Annotated in this window: 14 protein-coding genes; 6 read left to right on the top strand and 8 right to left on the bottom strand. The window is 58.6% G+C overall.

What is annotated here, in order from left to right:
- Positions 1–229: 229 nt before the first annotated feature.
- Positions 230–1996 carry an adenylate/guanylate cyclase domain-containing protein gene (locus ACFFWD_RS29360; RefSeq protein ID WP_376971271.1) on the bottom strand — a complete coding sequence of 589 codons (1767 nt, stop codon included), beginning with the start codon at positions 1994–1996 and terminating at the stop codon, positions 230–232.
- Positions 1997–2278: 282 nt separating this feature from the next.
- Complete coding sequence (locus ACFFWD_RS29365) at positions 2279–3229, bottom strand: LysR family transcriptional regulator (protein WP_376971273.1); 951 nt, start codon at positions 3227–3229, stop codon at positions 2279–2281.
- 133 nt (positions 3230–3362) lie between these two features.
- Between ACFFWD_RS29365 and ACFFWD_RS29370 the strand changes: the two genes are divergently transcribed.
- Positions 3363–4349: a tripartite tricarboxylate transporter substrate-binding protein gene (locus ACFFWD_RS29370; RefSeq protein ID WP_376971275.1), complete on the top strand. Its 987-nt coding sequence runs from the start codon at positions 3363–3365 to the stop codon at positions 4347–4349.
- A gap of 44 nt (positions 4350–4393) precedes the next feature.
- A complete protein-coding gene (locus ACFFWD_RS29375; RefSeq protein WP_376971277.1) occupies positions 4394–4966 on the top strand; it encodes a dioxygenase family protein in 573 nt (190 codons plus the stop codon).
- Between the two features lie 248 nt (positions 4967–5214).
- Here the strand turns inward: ACFFWD_RS29375 and ACFFWD_RS29380 are convergent, their stop codons facing one another.
- The 3 genes from ACFFWD_RS29380 to ACFFWD_RS29390 all read right to left on the bottom strand — a co-directional run bounded on the left by ACFFWD_RS29380 (position 5215) and on the right by ACFFWD_RS29390 (position 7282).
- Entirely contained in the window at positions 5215–5394 is a 180-nt protein-coding gene (locus ACFFWD_RS29380; protein WP_376971279.1) for a hypothetical protein, read from the bottom strand.
- A gap of 194 nt (positions 5395–5588) precedes the next feature.
- Entirely contained in the window at positions 5589–5762 is a 174-nt protein-coding gene (locus ACFFWD_RS29385; RefSeq protein WP_376971281.1) for a hypothetical protein, read from the bottom strand.
- A 29-nt stretch (positions 5763–5791) separates the two neighbouring features.
- The gene (locus tag ACFFWD_RS29390) at positions 5792–7282 is read right to left on the bottom strand and encodes a patatin-like phospholipase family protein (protein WP_376971283.1); all 1491 of its coding nucleotides are present in this window, start codon (positions 7280–7282) and stop codon (positions 5792–5794) included.
- Between the two features lie 1321 nt (positions 7283–8603).
- On the opposite strand from ACFFWD_RS29390, the gene ACFFWD_RS29395 reads away from it, so the two are divergent.
- On the top strand, positions 8604–10529 hold the full coding sequence (locus ACFFWD_RS29395; RefSeq protein ID WP_376971285.1) for a patatin-like phospholipase family protein: 1926 nt from the start codon (positions 8604–8606) through the stop codon (positions 10527–10529).
- Between the two features lie 200 nt (positions 10530–10729).
- On the opposite strand, the gene ACFFWD_RS29400 is transcribed toward ACFFWD_RS29395, so the two are convergent.
- Both ACFFWD_RS29400 and ACFFWD_RS29405 read right to left on the bottom strand, forming a co-directional pair.
- Positions 10730–11383, bottom strand: a complete 654-nt coding sequence (locus ACFFWD_RS29400; protein ID WP_376971287.1) for a PilZ domain-containing protein — start codon at positions 11381–11383, stop codon at positions 10730–10732.
- A gap of 150 nt (positions 11384–11533) precedes the next feature.
- Positions 11534–12190 carry a hypothetical protein gene (locus ACFFWD_RS29405; protein ID WP_512699840.1) on the bottom strand — a complete coding sequence of 219 codons (657 nt, stop codon included), beginning with the start codon at positions 12188–12190 and terminating at the stop codon, positions 11534–11536.
- On the opposite strand from ACFFWD_RS29405, the gene ACFFWD_RS29410 reads away from it, so the two are divergent.
- Together ACFFWD_RS29410 and ACFFWD_RS29415 are read left to right on the top strand one after the other, a co-directional pair.
- Positions 12078–12446, top strand: coding sequence for a hypothetical protein (locus tag ACFFWD_RS29410; protein WP_376971346.1), 369 nt, complete (start codon positions 12078–12080; stop codon positions 12444–12446). The genes ACFFWD_RS29405 and ACFFWD_RS29410 overlap by 113 nt on opposite strands.
- 312 nt (positions 12447–12758) lie before the next feature.
- Positions 12759–13895, top strand: a complete 1137-nt coding sequence (locus tag ACFFWD_RS29415; RefSeq protein WP_376971289.1) for an SIR2 family protein — start codon at positions 12759–12761, stop codon at positions 13893–13895.
- Between the two features lie 674 nt (positions 13896–14569).
- Here the strand turns inward: ACFFWD_RS29415 and ACFFWD_RS29420 are convergent.
- On the bottom strand, positions 14570–14821 hold the full coding sequence (locus ACFFWD_RS29420) for a hypothetical protein (RefSeq protein WP_376971291.1): 252 nt from the start codon (positions 14819–14821) through the stop codon (positions 14570–14572).
- A gap of 429 nt (positions 14822–15250) precedes the next feature.
- On the opposite strand from ACFFWD_RS29420, the gene ACFFWD_RS29425 reads away from it, so the two are divergent.
- Positions 15251–15505, top strand: coding sequence for a hypothetical protein (locus ACFFWD_RS29425; protein WP_376971293.1), 255 nt, complete (start codon positions 15251–15253; stop codon positions 15503–15505).
- Positions 15506–15636 lie beyond the last annotated feature (131 nt).

Genomic DNA, 15636 nt, shown 5'->3' on the forward strand with positions numbered 1-15636 from the left:
CTCCTTCTCGCCGCCTTAACCACCGCGGCCAGCCGGCGGCCCGTTACACCATCTATGCCCAGTTCGCGACCGAGATCCTGCGGCGGTGCAATTGGTCGCGAAGGGCCAGAACCTGACCTGGCGAACATTGCCGGTCATGGCGCAAGGCTGACGTTTCGGAGCGACTGCTTTCCCCGGTGGCAGAGAGCGTTTGCCTCAAGAGGCTCGACCCCATTCCAATAAATGCGCATCACCGCAAGTTAGTTACGCCCGCACGACGCAAGCCGTCTACGAGGTGTTCCCGGTGCTTCATGTCAAGGTAAGGTGTCGTAACGTCGAACAGCTGCTGCGGGTCCGCCGGCCGCGAGATGAAATCATGCAGTAACGGCCGCGCTTCCTCTACGCGTCCGAGTTGGCCAAGGCTTGCGAGAAGGGGCTTGAGCCCCGGGTAGAAACGCCGCGTGCCGATCGCAAGCTGACAATAGTGGACCGCCTCCTCGTAGTTCTCCTGGTGGTAATAAGCCAGCGCGACGGTGCCCAGAAAGGCACCGGCTTGAGGATCGTTCGGGCTCAGACGGAGGAAGCGCAGCAGAGCGTCGAGAGCTTCTCTGAAGTGCCCGATATAGACCCGAACCTGGCCAAGGACGAAGAACCCGAGCGCGAAATTCGGGTTGAGGTCGATCGAACGCTGCGCCTCCCCAAGCGCCTGCGCGTGCATTCGCTTTACCAAACTCGTCCAGCACAACGCGTAGTGGCAGTAGGGATCGCGGTCATCGATCGTAACCGAGCGCGTCGCAGCCGCATGAGCTTCGGATGCGTCGCTCGCGAGATCGCTGGTCCAGCCGTGCCAAACCCGGGCGTTCAGCGTGCGTGCAAGCGCCATGTGTGCCTGGGCGAAAGTCGGATCGAGGCTGATCGCCCGCCGCAACAGAGCAACGGCCTCGTCGTAGTTCTCGGGCGTGATTTGTGAAAAATGCCACATCGCGCGCATGCAGCAGTCGAACGCATCCAAGTTGCCGATGCTCTTGCGAAAGGCGCGTCTGCCTTCCATCAGCAGCATCTCCGGCTCGATCGCGGCGACCACGCTCTGTGTGATCTCGTCCTGGATAGCAAAAATGTCGGCCATGTCGCGGTCGAACCGCTCGGCCCACAGGTGGTTTCCGGTTTCCGCTTCGATTAGCTGAGCCGTAATCCGGACCCGCTGACTGGCCCGTCTTACACTACCTTCGAGGACGTATCGCACGCCAAGCTCGCGACCGACCTGCTTCACGTCGACGGCGCGCCCCTTGTAGACGAACGTCGAATTTCGCGCGATGACAAAGAACCACCGGTGATGAGATAGGGCGGTGATGATGTCTTCTGTAATACCATCCGCGAAATACTCCTGCTCGGGATCTCCGCTTATGTTCGAGAAAGGCAGCACCGCAATCGACGGTTTGTCCGGAAGCGCAAGCTCGCCCCCCAAAACGCCCGTGGCCGCCGGATGCTGGAGCCGCCAGTCGACGGAATAGATCGAAACCGGGCGACTGATGTTCTTTAACGATCGTTGTCCGATCGGCATAAGGGGGAAGTTCAGCTTGCCTTCGATCTGATCGCGGACTGCACCAGAGACGCAAATTCCACCCGGCTCAGCGACGCCTTCCAACCGCGCAGCAACATTCACTCCGTCGCCGAACAGGTTGTCGCTCTCCACCATCACGTCGCCCAAATTGACGCCAATTCGGAATTCCATCCTCCGCTCGCTGGGAAGATCGGCGTTGTGACGAGCAAGCGCGCGTTGGATGGCCACTGCAGAGCGCACGGCCTGCACTGGGCTGCTAAACTCTGCAATCACGCTGTCTCCGGCGCCGCCGAAAATCCGTCCAGCGTGCTCGCCTATCAGATCTGATAACGTGCGACGATACGCGTCCAGAGTCCCCAGGGTCGCTTCCTCGTCCACCGCCATGAGACGGCTATAGCCGGCAACATCCGCAGCCAGGATTGTAGCAAGCCGCCGCTCCACACGATTGCCGATCAAGATCGGCCTCCCGAGATCGGTAGATCCGTCCGAGATATGAAAGCATAGGACGCTACCCGGGGGTAGGCCTAATGTCAGGTCTGGGTCACGAGCGTCGCCATCTGCCACACTCGGCTGTCCGCCAACTTCCGCTTTGCCCCGTTCGCGGCCGAGGTCCTGTGGCGGCGCAATATGTCGCGATGGGCCAACGGACATTCGCCGGGTGGAAGAAGTGATACAGACTGAAAACGAGGCAGGCGATCTAGCCGGTGAATTGCTGAATTAGGGAACACCCGGATTGCTTCACGCTCCGGGCGATCGAACAAGCGATCTCGCGACTTCCCGCGCGCAATTGATAAACAACTCTACCGCCGGGCTCAGCGTCCGATTCTTCAAAAATACGATCTCCGCCGTAATTCGAGGACCAGAGGATTTAAACGGGAGAACCTTCAAAGCTGCTTGATGAGCGTCGAGCGTTGCGACGGATGTCGGAAGAATTCCAACAAATTCCCCGCTCGCAATAAGCGATTTTGTGAGCTGGATAGACACGGTTTTGATAGCTGGCCTCGGCGGTTGAAAGTCATTAGCTCGAAATACCCCGGCGATGAGGACGCCTGGAGCGCTGTCGTAGGATGGCAAGACCCAGTTGCTTTTGATGATATCCTTGAGAGCAACTCGGCGTTTGCGCGCAAATTCGCTCTGCGCTCCCACAACGAAGACAAAAGGTTCATCGAACAAGACCTCGGAATGGAAGTCGTCTTCCAGGCGCTGTCCCGTGGCTCGCGTGATCAGCAGATCAATTTTACGCTCTCGCAATTCCAGGATTTGATATTCGCCTGGATTTGTGAGCTTCACGTCAAGCTGAACGCCGGGATAGTTCTGCGAAAATCTCCGCACGATGGTCGGTGCCAGGCTGTGTATGACAATTTCGGTACATCCAAGCCTAACTTCGCCCGAGTTTGGATCAGACAAATGTTCGAGCGAACGAAGCCCCTGCCGCATTTCGTCGAAGATATTTATGCCGCATCGAAGCAGCACCTCTCCATAGGCCGTCAGTTCGGCGCCCTGTGATCCGCGATCCAGCAACCGCACTCCAAGTGTACCTTCCATATCGGAGATCGTCTTGGAGATGGCGGGATGGGAAATTCTCAGCTTAGCGGCCGCCTTCGCCATACTGCCGGTACCGGCGATCGCCATGAGGATGTGAAGGTCGCGCAGCTTGATGCGACTGCCAATTCGGTCTGACCAATCCATGTAAGCCTTAACCTCATAGTTACAGGGATGTCGCGATTTTAGGACTACCAGATAATGGTCGAGCCGACCAGAGTTGACAGTGCGAACCGACGATCATCCGCCGGACAACGAGAGTTCGTTTAAGGAGGGTCACATGATCACGAAACGACGCCTTTTATTGCTGACATGCGCAGGTGGCCTCACCGTGTTGCCCGATGTGATGCGCATGGCAGACGCCCAGACCGGGCACTCCGCTTCGCGCATGCTGGTGGGTTTCGGTGCTGGGGGCGCGATCGACGTGATTGCGAGAATGCTTGTCGAGGGGATGAAGGGCTACTCGTCTTCGTTCATCGTGGACAACCGTCCCGGAGCAGGCGGCCGACTCGCGCTTGGCGCGCTGAAAAACAGCCCCGCCGACGGTTCGGTCATGGTACTGACCCCCGCTTCCATGGTCGTCGTATTCCCACACGTCTACAAAACGCTTGGCTACGATGCGTTAAAGGATTTCACGCCGATCACGACGGTCTGCTCCTTTCCGTTTCTGATCACAGTGGGTCCGATGGTGCCGGCCAATGTAAGGACGCTGGCCGATTTCGTGAAATGGTGCCTGGCCAATCCCCAGCAGGCGACGTACGGCACGGCTGCTGCAGGATCGATGCTGCATTTTACCGGCGTGAGGCTGGCCAAGGCCGGCGGTTTCGAATTCGTGCATCTGCCATACGGAGGCCCGAACGGAATTCAGGACCTTCTCGGCGGTCGAATCGCCGCAACAATCTATCCCATCGGCACCGCGCTTCCGCACGTGCAGTCTGGAGGCATTCGGGCGCTGGCAACAACCGGACCGAAGCGTAGCCTGCCGCTTCCCGACGTACCGACGGTCAGGGAGGCCGGGTACCCGGCGCTTGAGGCCGAGGAGTGGTTCGGCGTTCTCCTTCCGGCAAAGACGCCAGTCGAAGACGTGAACCACCTCAATGACGCGATCCGAGCGGTGGTGAACGCCGACATTTTCAAAACCGGCTTGGCCAAGCTTTCGGTTAACGCCGTTAGCGGCACACCCGGAGAATTTGCGCAGCTGATCAAATCCGATTTTGACCGGTGGGGGCCGATTGTTCAGGCGTCCGGCTTTTCGCCAGAGGATTGACGCGTGTCGTGAATACCCCAACGAGCCCGGCCTTGAGGCAAGGAATGCGCAAGAGTGATAGGAGGCATCGGACGCCGGACCAGATTCTAGGTCCCTACTTTCCGACCGGGCGCAGGCCGGCCACGCAGGACGACCTGACTGCAATCAAGGGAGCCGATGGGCTTGCGCAAGGGGAAGTTATCGAAGTCACCGGGCGTATTCTCAATCTTGATGGCAAACCTGTCCGGGGGGCAAAACTCACGGTGTGGCAGGCCAATACCTTTGGCCGCTATGCGCATTGCAACGACTCCAACCCTGCGCCGCTCGACCCGAACTTCGTCGGTTGCGTCTGTATTCGGTCGAATGGGGACGGCGTTTATCGGATCAAGACCGTAAAGCCCGGCGCTTACCCAGCAGGTCCAGACTGGATACGGCCACCTCATATTCACTTTGAGGTCCATGGCCAATTCGAGCGGCTCGTTACGCAGATGTATTTTCCCGGCGAACCGCTCAATGCCTGCGACAGGCTATTGGTGTCCGCGCTGTATCCGGATCTGCTAGTCGCAACGCTGGCTTCATTGGAAGACCGGCCGGAACATCGTGTCTTGAATTTCGATATTGTTCTTACGCGAGGCTAGTGGTCCTTCTGCCCATGTCCGAGTTGGGTCACGAGCGTCGCTCTGCGCGACACTCGGCTATCCGTCAACTTCCGCTCTGCCCCCGTTCGCGACCGAGGTCTTGCGGCGATGCAATATGTCGCAAAGGCTGCCGACACGATCACGATGAAGGCCGTTCATCGCGCACGCATCAGACCATGCTCGATTCCGGCCAGCCGTTCGGCCGCCGCTATTACTGGAAGTCGGATTTTTTCGCCGACATCGCGGGCTCAACGCCGTCGGCTTCCGGACGGCCCAATAAAGCCCTCGGCATTTCCGTCTCGTCGTTGCTGCGTCCGGTTCGATTTCATCAGCGTCGCGGCTTCCGTCACCTTGATCCTGCCCGCTGCCAGATCCCGCAACACGCTCATCCGGTCGATCTCCGTCCGGCTCATCGACAGCACCGTCATCACACCAAACTCCCAAGGCACCGCGCCTGGGAAAAAGTGACATGTCTAATGAGGAGAGGTGTGACCTTCCTAACGGGGTTCTACAAATAGGAGTCGCAGATCCCTTGTTATGGAAGAACTCGGCCATTGGGCGAACAAGGCGAGTCCTCGAGAGCCCACCGCGCGCACCCAAGCGCGCAACGTCCGCATTGACCTCAGAACCAGACATCAGCGCCGCCCATCGGCAGGTCCGCGAAGGGGCCATGAGCCGCCGTGAGCAGGTGCAGCAGAGCGGCGCGTTTGGATTGCACCGATTGGTCTGTGACAATCAATACGGCCAGCGCCGCCGCTCGGGGCCCCATGCCGTTTCCCAAGACCGGCGCAGCCACGGTCGGATGCCCTGATGGATATGGCCACCTTATTGCTCCAAACCCCGCCTCATCAGCACCTGCCGAGCGAGTTCTTGGAGGCGGGTCGAAGGCATCATGATTTTGCCGACCGAACGGCAGCGCCCAGGCCCTACCGACCCACAGAGACTCTCAAGCTGACTGTTGGCAATCCACCGTCCGGCCCAGAATGCAATTTCAAGATCATCTTCGGAGAGCTCTTCCAGAGTGTCGAGGGCTGCCGCATACCGAAGCAAAGCGCTCACGTCTTCGTCCGCCGTGACCTGGCGGGATAGACTAAACAAAAATACGCGAACATCGCCATCACGGCGTCGCCAGAACGTATCGGCCGGCACCGGTGTGGGCCGCAGATCAGGAATGCCAAAGAATATTTGGTCTTGCTTTTTCGCTTCAGCCCGTCGTTTGGCTTCGATCGCTACGCCAGCTTCCATATATCTGTCAATTTCTTCCTGATAGTGATCGGCGTAAAGAATATCCATTGCACGAAAGGCCGCCGCAGAAAGCGACGGCCGTTGATCGACGTAGGGGACCGTAAGCCCAGCCGTCGCATCTGAAATTAGTAATATACGAGGAGTCGGCGCGGCGCGGCGCTCATTCAGAAATTGCTCAAGCCCCTCAAGTCCGAGGTTCTCGCGTACCCCGCCATCCATATAATAGGAGATGCCGTCGACCTTAATCGGACTAAACGCACCCGGAAAGGCTGCAGAAGCCGCAACCGCCGTTCCCAATTTTAAAGGTTTGTTCAGAACTGGCCTTCCATCACCGGGCCAAAAACTTATCCGTTCACCGGATCTAAATTCGGTCGTATTGATGACTATCAAGGGCGGGCCAGTGTCCTCAATGCCAGTGAGCCCAAAGAAGACCCGGGACAGATGATAGTTCAATACGTCGCCTGTGCCCGCCGCTCCCAATAGAAGAGAGTACGCTGCGAATGGGTTCATAAAATCGTCGACGATCCGCGGCCGTTCTTTCAAGCGTGCGATGAAGGCCTGCGGGGTCCACCCAATCGCATATGCGCCTCCAACGATCGAACCGCCAGACACAGTAGACAAGAGGCGTATCGGGATCCCGGCCTCTTCAAGCAGCGACAGCACGCCTGCGTGGAAGGCCGCAGCGCGATAGCCGCCACCCGACACAGTCACTGCGACGGTCGGTGCGCCAAGCTTGTCCCATTCGTCCAAGGCCGCCTGACGTTGATGAAGAACAGCTTCGTTGCGCGGCCATCCCTCGCCAGTTTGGCCGAGACGAACGATGTCAATGGCAAACCCTAAAGCCGCAACGCAAAGCCAGGCGGCTCCAACGATTGCAACAGTAGTTCCAACGGCGACTGCGGCCGTTCGGGCTGGAGAGTCCCAGCCTTGCGCGATGAGGGCGTAAATAACGAAGGCCGCCAACAGCCCTAGGATTGCGACGGGCAGGCCAAGCCATAACGAGGTGATGTAGGGACTAACCACTCCGCCCAAGAGCACAAAGCTAAACAGGACGAGAGCCCCGGCTGCCACTGCGTCACTCGTCCGGTCGTCGCGGAGAGCTTCTGTCCGACGGACGATAGCAATCCGAGTGAGCGCTATGACAAGAGCGAGGCTCAGCGTGTACCAGACGCGAGGGGTATCTAGGTTAAACGGCGGGAGGACTAACGCGACCAAAGAGCATACAAGTATCGCGCCTGCGGCCCCAAAATATGCCGCCGTTCGTCGACCCGCCGCATAAACCTGATCCAAACTAAGACCCTTTGGAGCCATCGCAGAGTCACCAGCTAGCCTTTGATATTGCTCTACGGCCAGATTGCGTTGAGAAGCTCCGCGCCTCGGCCTTCGCAAGTTTCTGTTCCTTGTACCGCGCCTCTCGGGGAACGAATTCCGTTCGCTTACGTGGGACGAGACGCGGTAGGCTTTCCTTTGGAGTCATGAAAATACAGCCCAGTTGCTGGTGGAGATTCAGCAACGATTACGAGCCCGACGTTTTGGGGCTCGTACGAAGGCCTAAGATCAAGATATTCGCTTCTTCATTGGTTGTCCTTCGATCCTACAGCAGGGCTCCTCGCTACAGCAAGACGCAACCACTAACAGGCGCCGCAACCGACGACGCGGGCGGGCGGTCTGTCCAATCACGATAGCACATCACGCGGCAGAAGACCGCTGCACTGCGGGATTTCGATCCGACATATGTCCGCTCCGGGCCCACAAACGGAAGTGCCCAGCATGGGCCACGCGTGTCAGCATTTCCTCCGGTAGCCGACCTGCGAATAGGCCTGAGCTGCAGACCGATGCAAACGGCTGCCGTGCGTGCGTGCGCGTTCGCAAATCAGAGGTTATTGAAGAAGTCGGCCAAAGGCCCCGTGTGGGCTAACCTGGGCGCACGCCAGGATCGCAAGCAGCTGCACCGCGCTAAGTCCGCTTGGCTCTAGAAGCTGCCCTCCCCGCCAAGTCGCAGTTTGGACCCAGAGCGGTCATTTTGCGGTGGCGCACAGAACCTTTGGTGCTGCCCTTTGGTGCAATATGCTTTAAGATCATCCACAAGGTGCTCTGAACCTGACCTTCGAGCTCGCTGCATGAGACGACGCGATTTCATTAGAGTGAATGGGCGTCGGAGCGGCTGGGTGGCCGCGAGCCGTCCGTGCGGCACAGCTAAACCGGCCTCCTCTGATCCGTGTATTGCTTTCTACTCGCGCCCGGTGACGCCTCGGCCAGGGCGTTCATGACTGCGTTCGGTATTGTCCTCTGCCGAAGTGTGCCCCCATGAAGCAGCAGAAATTGATCGCTCTCATCGATTCTGCAGTGACCGGCAGTGCGCAGCACTCTTTCAGAGTCACGGAGCAAAGACATGTATCAAGTCCTTCTGGGCGTTCTCATTATTTTCACGGCCGCGCTTGTCGCTCAGACCAGTGGTCTGTACAGGACAATCCTCTTAGCTGCGATAGGTCTAACTGCTGGAGTTGTTTACCAGGCACTGATGCGCAGCGACTCAACGACAACTGGCCCCTTTCGAAGGCTCGCAATTCGCTGTGCGATAGCAGCTCGGCGGCTACTCAGAAAAGCCCGGTCTCTTATAGGCGAGTATCTTTTTCCGAAATTCACCCCGCACTTCAATCAGCCGCGCGAATGGCAGTTTAGAGCGGTAAGATTGCTATTCGGCGCAATTGGTATGATTGCGCTACTGCAGTTCGGCGCATCAGCATGGTTTTGGGTTCCGTGGGTATGGGCTTTCCTTGCATTGCACGCCAAATTTCAACGCTTAATTCAGGACAGCACAGAAGACGGCTATCGCGGGATGCCTCATTGGTTATTGGCGACGTGGATCGGCGCGATCTGCACTCTCCTATTTTTGCTCTTCCTGGCGAACGCCTTTGATCAAAGAGTGGAGGTGGAGCCGGATTCTCGTTTACGGTCCTTCGAAAACATAGCCGTATTCACAATAGCAGCATTGTCGAGCCTTGCGGTGTCGACCACATTTTGGAGCCTTCGGGATAGATCCATACCATGGGTGACATTGTTTGTTGGTTTGACCGTCGTCGCGTTTGGTATCGCTTGGACGCTGGCATGTTTATCGGTTACGTACGTCAAACCGATATTCAATGGCATGCCCTCGGACGCTAACCTTGAAGCTGCCCGAAAAGCAGAATTGATGAAGCGCGCCGAATGGTCCAAGCAACCCGGCTGGCAGACCGGGGATCACAGGCCACTCACAATCGCAGTCGCGTTATCAGGTGGAGGATATCGCGCAGCAATGATTCATGCTGGCGTACTGGCAGCCCTTGACGAAAAATGTGTACCAATCCGGTACCTAGCGACCGTTTCAGGTGGCTCGATCATCGGAGCGTACTACGGGCTTGGCTACACGCCCCGTCTGTTCAAGGAAAGGCTACAACGTCAGCAACCTGGACTTCCCGATGAGGTACTTTCAAATTGGCGACAGATTGGCAACTGGTCGGGTCAGTCGATCAGCGGCGAGACCTATGCAAGCTTCTTCAGCCGCGCTTTTTTTGGAAACAAAGTCTTGGCAGATACGACCACGAGCCCGCAGCTTTTGGTGAATGCAAGTGACCTCGAGCGGCCATCAAATGCGCGCGAAGTGTTTTTCAAGGGAAGAAGTGCAGCCTTTCCGCAACTCGATAACACCCGCATCGCCGATATCGTTGCCGCTTCGGGCGCCTTTCCGGGAGTATTCCAGCCGAAAAACATTGCTTGGCCGGCGGATGACTCCGGTTCCGGCGTTACCGACCGCAGGTTGGTCGATGGTGGCGTGGTGGAGAACTTAGGCTACACGGGTCTTGAGAAATTTCTGAATATTACTGAACGGTCCGATCTAGCGCCAAAGCCGGACTACCTTATTATTTCGGACGCTAGCGCTGAAGTTGTCTCGGGCGCCTTGCCGAACACCGTCAGCGTGTGGGAATTGCTTACGCGTAGCCAGGACATCGCGTATGCGTTTCAAGACCGACTGATCCACAGTCTGCTAAGTGGTGAAGGCCCTCACGGCCCGTTACCAAAGCCGCTTTTTGTGCGTGCTCAAGAGCCGGATCTTAGTGAAGCGCTGCAAACTGAGTGGTTTCCTTCAACGACGGTCGCGGAAAAAATCGTAGGTACCAAGATAGCCGAAGAAGTCACTCATTATTCGACTCTGCTTGAACTCAGTCACGATCAGGTGGAAAAGGCCTTTTGGCTAGGCCATGCGATCGGTGCAATACGCTGGCACCAAATAGACCAATGGAGAAAGTCATTCACGAGAAGTCCCGCTTGTCAGGATTGACATTCTTGAACTTTTTCTCCGGCGCATGGCCTGCTGTTGGCCCATCACGTCGATATTGGCATGTCCGCTTTTTGCGGCGCTCTCGGGGACTAAGCGGAATTCTCCGGCCTTGATGGAAATTTTTGTTGAAGATCGCGCTCGCGTGCGTGGGCGAGTGCCCGAGTGCCCTCGAACGCTTCCAGCGTCATCCCCTGGCCGGGTTATGCCACGCGGCGCGGCCCGTCGACGTCGAGATCGAGGTTCAGCCCCCTCCGGGTGACCAATCGCTCGACCTCGTGCCGTTTCTGCAGCTCGACAAACCGGACGGCGAACCCGTCCGGCAATGTTCTCACGACGCGTCCGACGCAGGCGCCGACCGCCAACGGCGTTCCGACCGGCGGCTGCAGGTCGGCGGACACGGCGACGCCAGAGACTGACACGTTGATGACAAAGCAGCGGTGGAAGCTGCCGTCCGCCAGGGTGATCGTCGAATGCGGGACGACCGGGATGATGCGCGCATCCTTTCTCGCGTCCTTGGCGCTGGGATCCTTCTGCTTCTTCTCCAGCCAGGTGAGCTGGTCCGAGATCTTCCTGCGGTTTTCCGCCGTCATCGACATCTCGATCAGGAAGCTCTCCGCGTCCGCATCGGCGATCGCGCCGCTGAGCTTTCCGAAGTCGGCGAAGTAGCAGGAGACTGTGTCGCCAATCCTGCCCACAACAGGCACGTCGACGATCATCCGGAACGGCGACACGCGGCTGGTCCGGCAGGCGAAGTTGCGCAGCTTGCCGCTCTGGTCGTACCAGTTCGGCAGCACATAGTTACCGCTCACAACGACTTCGACCGCCCTCTGCTTGAGGAAACTTCGAATGGACATCCTCGGACCCCGTAGAGAACGGGCCATTTTAGACCGGATAGAACAAAAACGAGACAGCTTCCCATTTTCAGCGTTAAACGAATGCTTCCGAAGCCCGTCGAGTTGTAACGGCAGTCCGTCGCGTTCGGATTGAGCAACCGCGATCGCGGCCTACACCGCTCGGCACAAGGCAGAAACATTCGGACAGAGGCCGACACAGTCGGCGGCCTCTTCGTTTCGAATGTCCCATGTTGGCCCATTGCTACCCTTGCCTCGAAGGCGCCGACATGGCCGCTGATCCAGTCGGCGAGCCCCTGCGTCCAGGTCGCCTGCGCGTAGGTGAAGCTCGATGCGCCGAGCACCGCGACGAAGATCTGCGCGGTGCGCCGTTCGCCGGTGAACCGGTCGACCACCACCGGCACGCCGTCGCCGGCATAGTCGACGAACAGCTTGTCGCCGGCGGCATGCGACTGGCGCATCGTCACCGACAGCCGGCCTTCCCAGGCCCGGTAGAGCTCGCAGAAGCGGGAATAGCGATACCCGCCGGGTTCGCCCGCGATGTACTCCTCCCACAGAATCGACAGCGTCACGTGCTTGCGCTTGAGCTCGCGATGCACCGCCGCCCAGTCCGGCTCGGCCTGCCGCCGCTGGCCCCGCCGGGTGCCCGGACCGGCTCCGGCGCTGGCGAACGGCCGGGCCTCCAGCACCGTGTCGGGTGACGTCGTCGGGCAACGGCCAGGTCAGCCCCGCCGCCTCGAACCGGCGGATCGTCAACCGCACCGTCGAAGGCGCCGTCCCCACCCGCCGCGCAATCTCGCGGGTCGGCACCCCGGCCGACTTCAATCTGATCACATCGCGCACATGGCGCATCGCAAACCTCTCCGTCGGCATCCAGGTCCCCCTTCGCAAAGCCGAAAGGCGGGACCGTAGCGGAGCCAGAAGAGGCCTCGTCACCCCGGGCGACATCATCCCGGAATGGTGGGCGAGATCATCTCGGAATGGTGGGCGACATCAAATCGGAACGGTGGGCGAGATCATTCCGGAACGGTGGGCGACATCGAGCGGAATCAGCAAAAATCCCTGAGTGAGAGTGAGGCCGGTCCGCGAGCCGCGGGTCCCTAAGGAAATGACCACCCCCATCCCTCGTCCGCCCCTCTCGGAGCAGCAGTCATGCCAGCAATTTGTCAAAGCCGACCGGCTGTCCGAATAAGGGATGTCCGCTTTGGGACCAACAACGAACATGGACCTTCTACGGTCTTATGCTCGGCGTATGTCACCCATGACCCGGCGAACGAACCCAAGTAGGGCGGGATTGCCCTGCATCGGGCCTTGATTCGAGCCCAGCCTTATCGCCTTATGGGATACCCTCCCCACGGATATAAACCCTGAGTTAAGAGTGGCACCCAAGTATCTCGCTCATTTCCCGAAGCCCCTTCTAGAAGACCTCGTGAATGGTCGTTGGCTACCCGTTGTTGGCGCGGGTATGTCGCTCAACGCCAAGCTGCCGCCGTCTGTCAAAATGCCGCTGTGGCATGAGCTAGGTAAGAGTTTCGCTGACGAGCTTCAAGACTATTCCCCAACAAGCGTCCTCGACGGTATCTCGGCTTACGAGCACGAGTTCGGCCGAACTCGACTCATAGAACGGCTCGCCGAACTGCTGCATCTCGATCGCGTTCAACCGGGTCCCGCGCATAAGGAATTCTGCAGCCTTCCGTTCGATATCATCTGCACAACGAATTTCGATTTCTTGCTGGAAAAGCAATATGACTTGGAGCGGCAGGACAACCGCACAGTTCACCCCGTGGTGGATGAGGACCAACTCTCCATTAACTTTGGCGCAACGGGCACGTTGCTGCTCAAATTGCACGGAGATGTACGGCATCCCAAGCGGCTTGTGGTGACCGAGGCCGATTACGATGGCTTTCTTTCCAACTATCCGCTGATAGCAACCTACCTCTCCAACCTGCTCATCACGAAAACGGCGGTATTTATCGGATACAGTCTTGATGACCCGGACTTTCGACAAATCTGGCACGTGGTGGGGAGTCGCCTTGGCAAGGCTCGCCGCATGGCCTACGCCATCATGATCGGCGCCAAGCCAGGCGACATCGCACGCTTCGAGCGCCGCGGGGTCAAGGTCGTCAATTTACCGGGCACCCGCGAGCGCTATGGCATCGTTCTCGCTGAAGCTTTCGCCGAACTGCGCGAATACCGCCGCGAGCATGCGGGCCCAACACTAAAGGCTACCGAGGAAAAGCCGTTGGAGCAGTTCCTGCTCCCACGTGACGCCATGACGCGGCTTTGCTTATTCGCAACGCCACTGGATGTGCTGCCTTTTTATCGAGAGAACGTGTTTCCGCTCGCGGAAGCTGCCGGCTTCGTGCCGGTCACCGCTGCCGATGTGGTGAATCTTGGCGACAGCATCAGTGCGAAGATCGATACACTGATCGACCGCGCTGCCGTAATGGTGGTAGAGCCTCAATGGCCGCTTGCCACTCTCGCAACTCGGCCTCAGCTCGCGGCAGATCGGTGATGTAATTTGCCGCGTCGCGGAGCAGGACAAGCCGTCGGCCATTCGGCAGCACGATCGGATCGTCGAATTCCCGGGCCCAGCCTGAGGTCTGCTTTGCCATCTCCCGCGCCGGGAACCTCCAAGCGGAGGCAGGAGGAAGGCGCAAGTAGGTTTAGCTATTTGGATCGCTGCGAACTGCTGAACTCCGTCGCGCCGTGCGTAGCTCGATAGTGCTCGACTCCGAGCTTGACGCTCAACGCGCCGAGCCAGATTGCCACGGCAAGGCGCCACGAAGGCCCAATCCCACATATTCCATTCGTTGAACATGGCGCCCCTCAGCGCTGCTGGCGCCAGCGCACCTTAGTACCTCGACAGAAACCGCGTCCCTTTGACTGCACACGTCATCTGTGGCTCAGCCGCAACGTCATAATTGTTCCCTTTAGCGCAACCAGCATTCCGACTCCACAAAGGCATCGTGCCGGCGCTTGATAAGAGCGGTCCCGGGGCAGGATTTTATCTCGAAGAGATTTTCAAGTCCGGGCCGGGAGGCCGCTGCCCAGCGCCAGCGGCCTCTTCGTTGGCGGGGAGGTAATCCGACATGAAGCGAGACGTTCTGCTTACGAGTGCAGGAGTCCTGGTAGCGGGGATCTTCACATGGTTGCTGTTGGGCCATCCTGAGATCGGGTCGCAGCCGCTCACAGCAACGCCGGAACGGCTCGTTGAGCGGGTTGGTAGCCCTTGACCGACGGGTGGTGATTCTTCTTCAACTCGCTCAGCTTCCGCATGTAATAACCCTGCCTCTGAACGGCCGACCTGATCTCGTCGCTGACGCGGACCACCTTGCGCTTTGTTTTGCGCCACCTCCCTGACGTACCACTTAGAGGTATCGACGATCCCTGTCTCACGACCAGCAGATCACGCTTATGGTTTAGGTACACGTCGAACATGCGCCACCTCCGATCCGAATGAAGACTATCGCTGCGGAGGAGAAAGGGGGTTGCGTGAATGCAACAGCGAGAGCGGTATTTTCGGATGAACTTTCACCACTGACCCGGCCACCAGCTCGCTCGCCGAAATCTTTATCGTCCGCAGCGCGACCAGATGGCTGCGCTTGTAGGGATAGACCCGCACTTCCGAGCGGTCCCGGCACCGCATGTGCCGCTCAAGCTCGTGGATCGGCGTTGACTTCGGCCGCAACAATGTCCAGGGCGACCGTTGATGCGTGTCGTACCCGAGACAACGAGCTTCAACTAAGTCGGGATGATCTTCCCGATACAAACGGAGTACTCCGTGAAGGGAATCTCTATCCCCCGGGGGAATGTTGCGCTTGGAAACACCTTGATGTTCGGTTAACGATCTACGGAGCACCTTTGCTGATGGCCCTGCAATTCCACCGTGCCGTCGAGGACATGGAAATCTGGAGCACAAGCAGCGACGGCCTTTCGTTCGTGATCACCTTCGAGAGCCCCGCCGGCGCCGGCTTTCACGGGCAGCCCGGCTATGTGGCGTCATGGCGACCCCTTTATCAGACTAGTGGCGCGATCAAGATCGGCAGCTCGCCCTTCAAAACGTTCACCGAGGCCGAGGAAGCGTGCAACATCATGCTGAAGCATCTGACGAGGCAAAACTGATGGGAGGCTTGGGGACCAAGTTATGAGAGGCCGGGCTGTTGTCTATTCGCTTGAGCGTCCCTGAAATGCCGATCATGCTGCAAAAGGCCGTTACGCGCCGCCCGAGCCGCACTTGATCCAGTTGACCGAGA

Origin of the sequence: Bradyrhizobium erythrophlei, from assembly GCF_042430365.1 — a bacterium.
Classification (GTDB): Bacteria; Pseudomonadota; Alphaproteobacteria; order Rhizobiales; family Xanthobacteraceae; genus Bradyrhizobium; species Bradyrhizobium erythrophlei.

Excerpts from the sequence above, each read along its gene's own strand:
- ACFFWD_RS29365 (WP_376971273.1), bottom strand. The coding sequence starts at position 3,229 with ATGGATTGGTCAGACCGAATTGGCAGTCGCATCAAGCTGCGCGACCTT.
- ACFFWD_RS29370 (WP_376971275.1), top strand. The coding sequence starts at position 3,363 with ATGATCACGAAACGACGCCTTTTATTGCTGACATGCGCAGGTGGCCTC.
- ACFFWD_RS29375 (WP_376971277.1), top strand. The coding sequence starts at position 4,394 with ATGCGCAAGAGTGATAGGAGGCATCGGACGCCGGACCAGATTCTAGGT.
- ACFFWD_RS29380 (WP_376971279.1), bottom strand. The coding sequence starts at position 5,394 with ATGACGGTGCTGTCGATGAGCCGGACGGAGATCGACCGGATGAGCGTG.
- ACFFWD_RS29395 (WP_376971285.1), top strand. The coding sequence starts at position 8,604 with ATGTATCAAGTCCTTCTGGGCGTTCTCATTATTTTCACGGCCGCGCTT.
- ACFFWD_RS29400 (WP_376971287.1), bottom strand. The coding sequence starts at position 11,383 with ATGTCCATTCGAAGTTTCCTCAAGCAGAGGGCGGTCGAAGTCGTTGTG.
- ACFFWD_RS29420 (WP_376971291.1), bottom strand. The coding sequence starts at position 14,821 with ATGTTCGACGTGTACCTAAACCATAAGCGTGATCTGCTGGTCGTGAGA.
- ACFFWD_RS29425 (WP_376971293.1), top strand. The coding sequence starts at position 15,251 with ATGGCCCTGCAATTCCACCGTGCCGTCGAGGACATGGAAATCTGGAGC.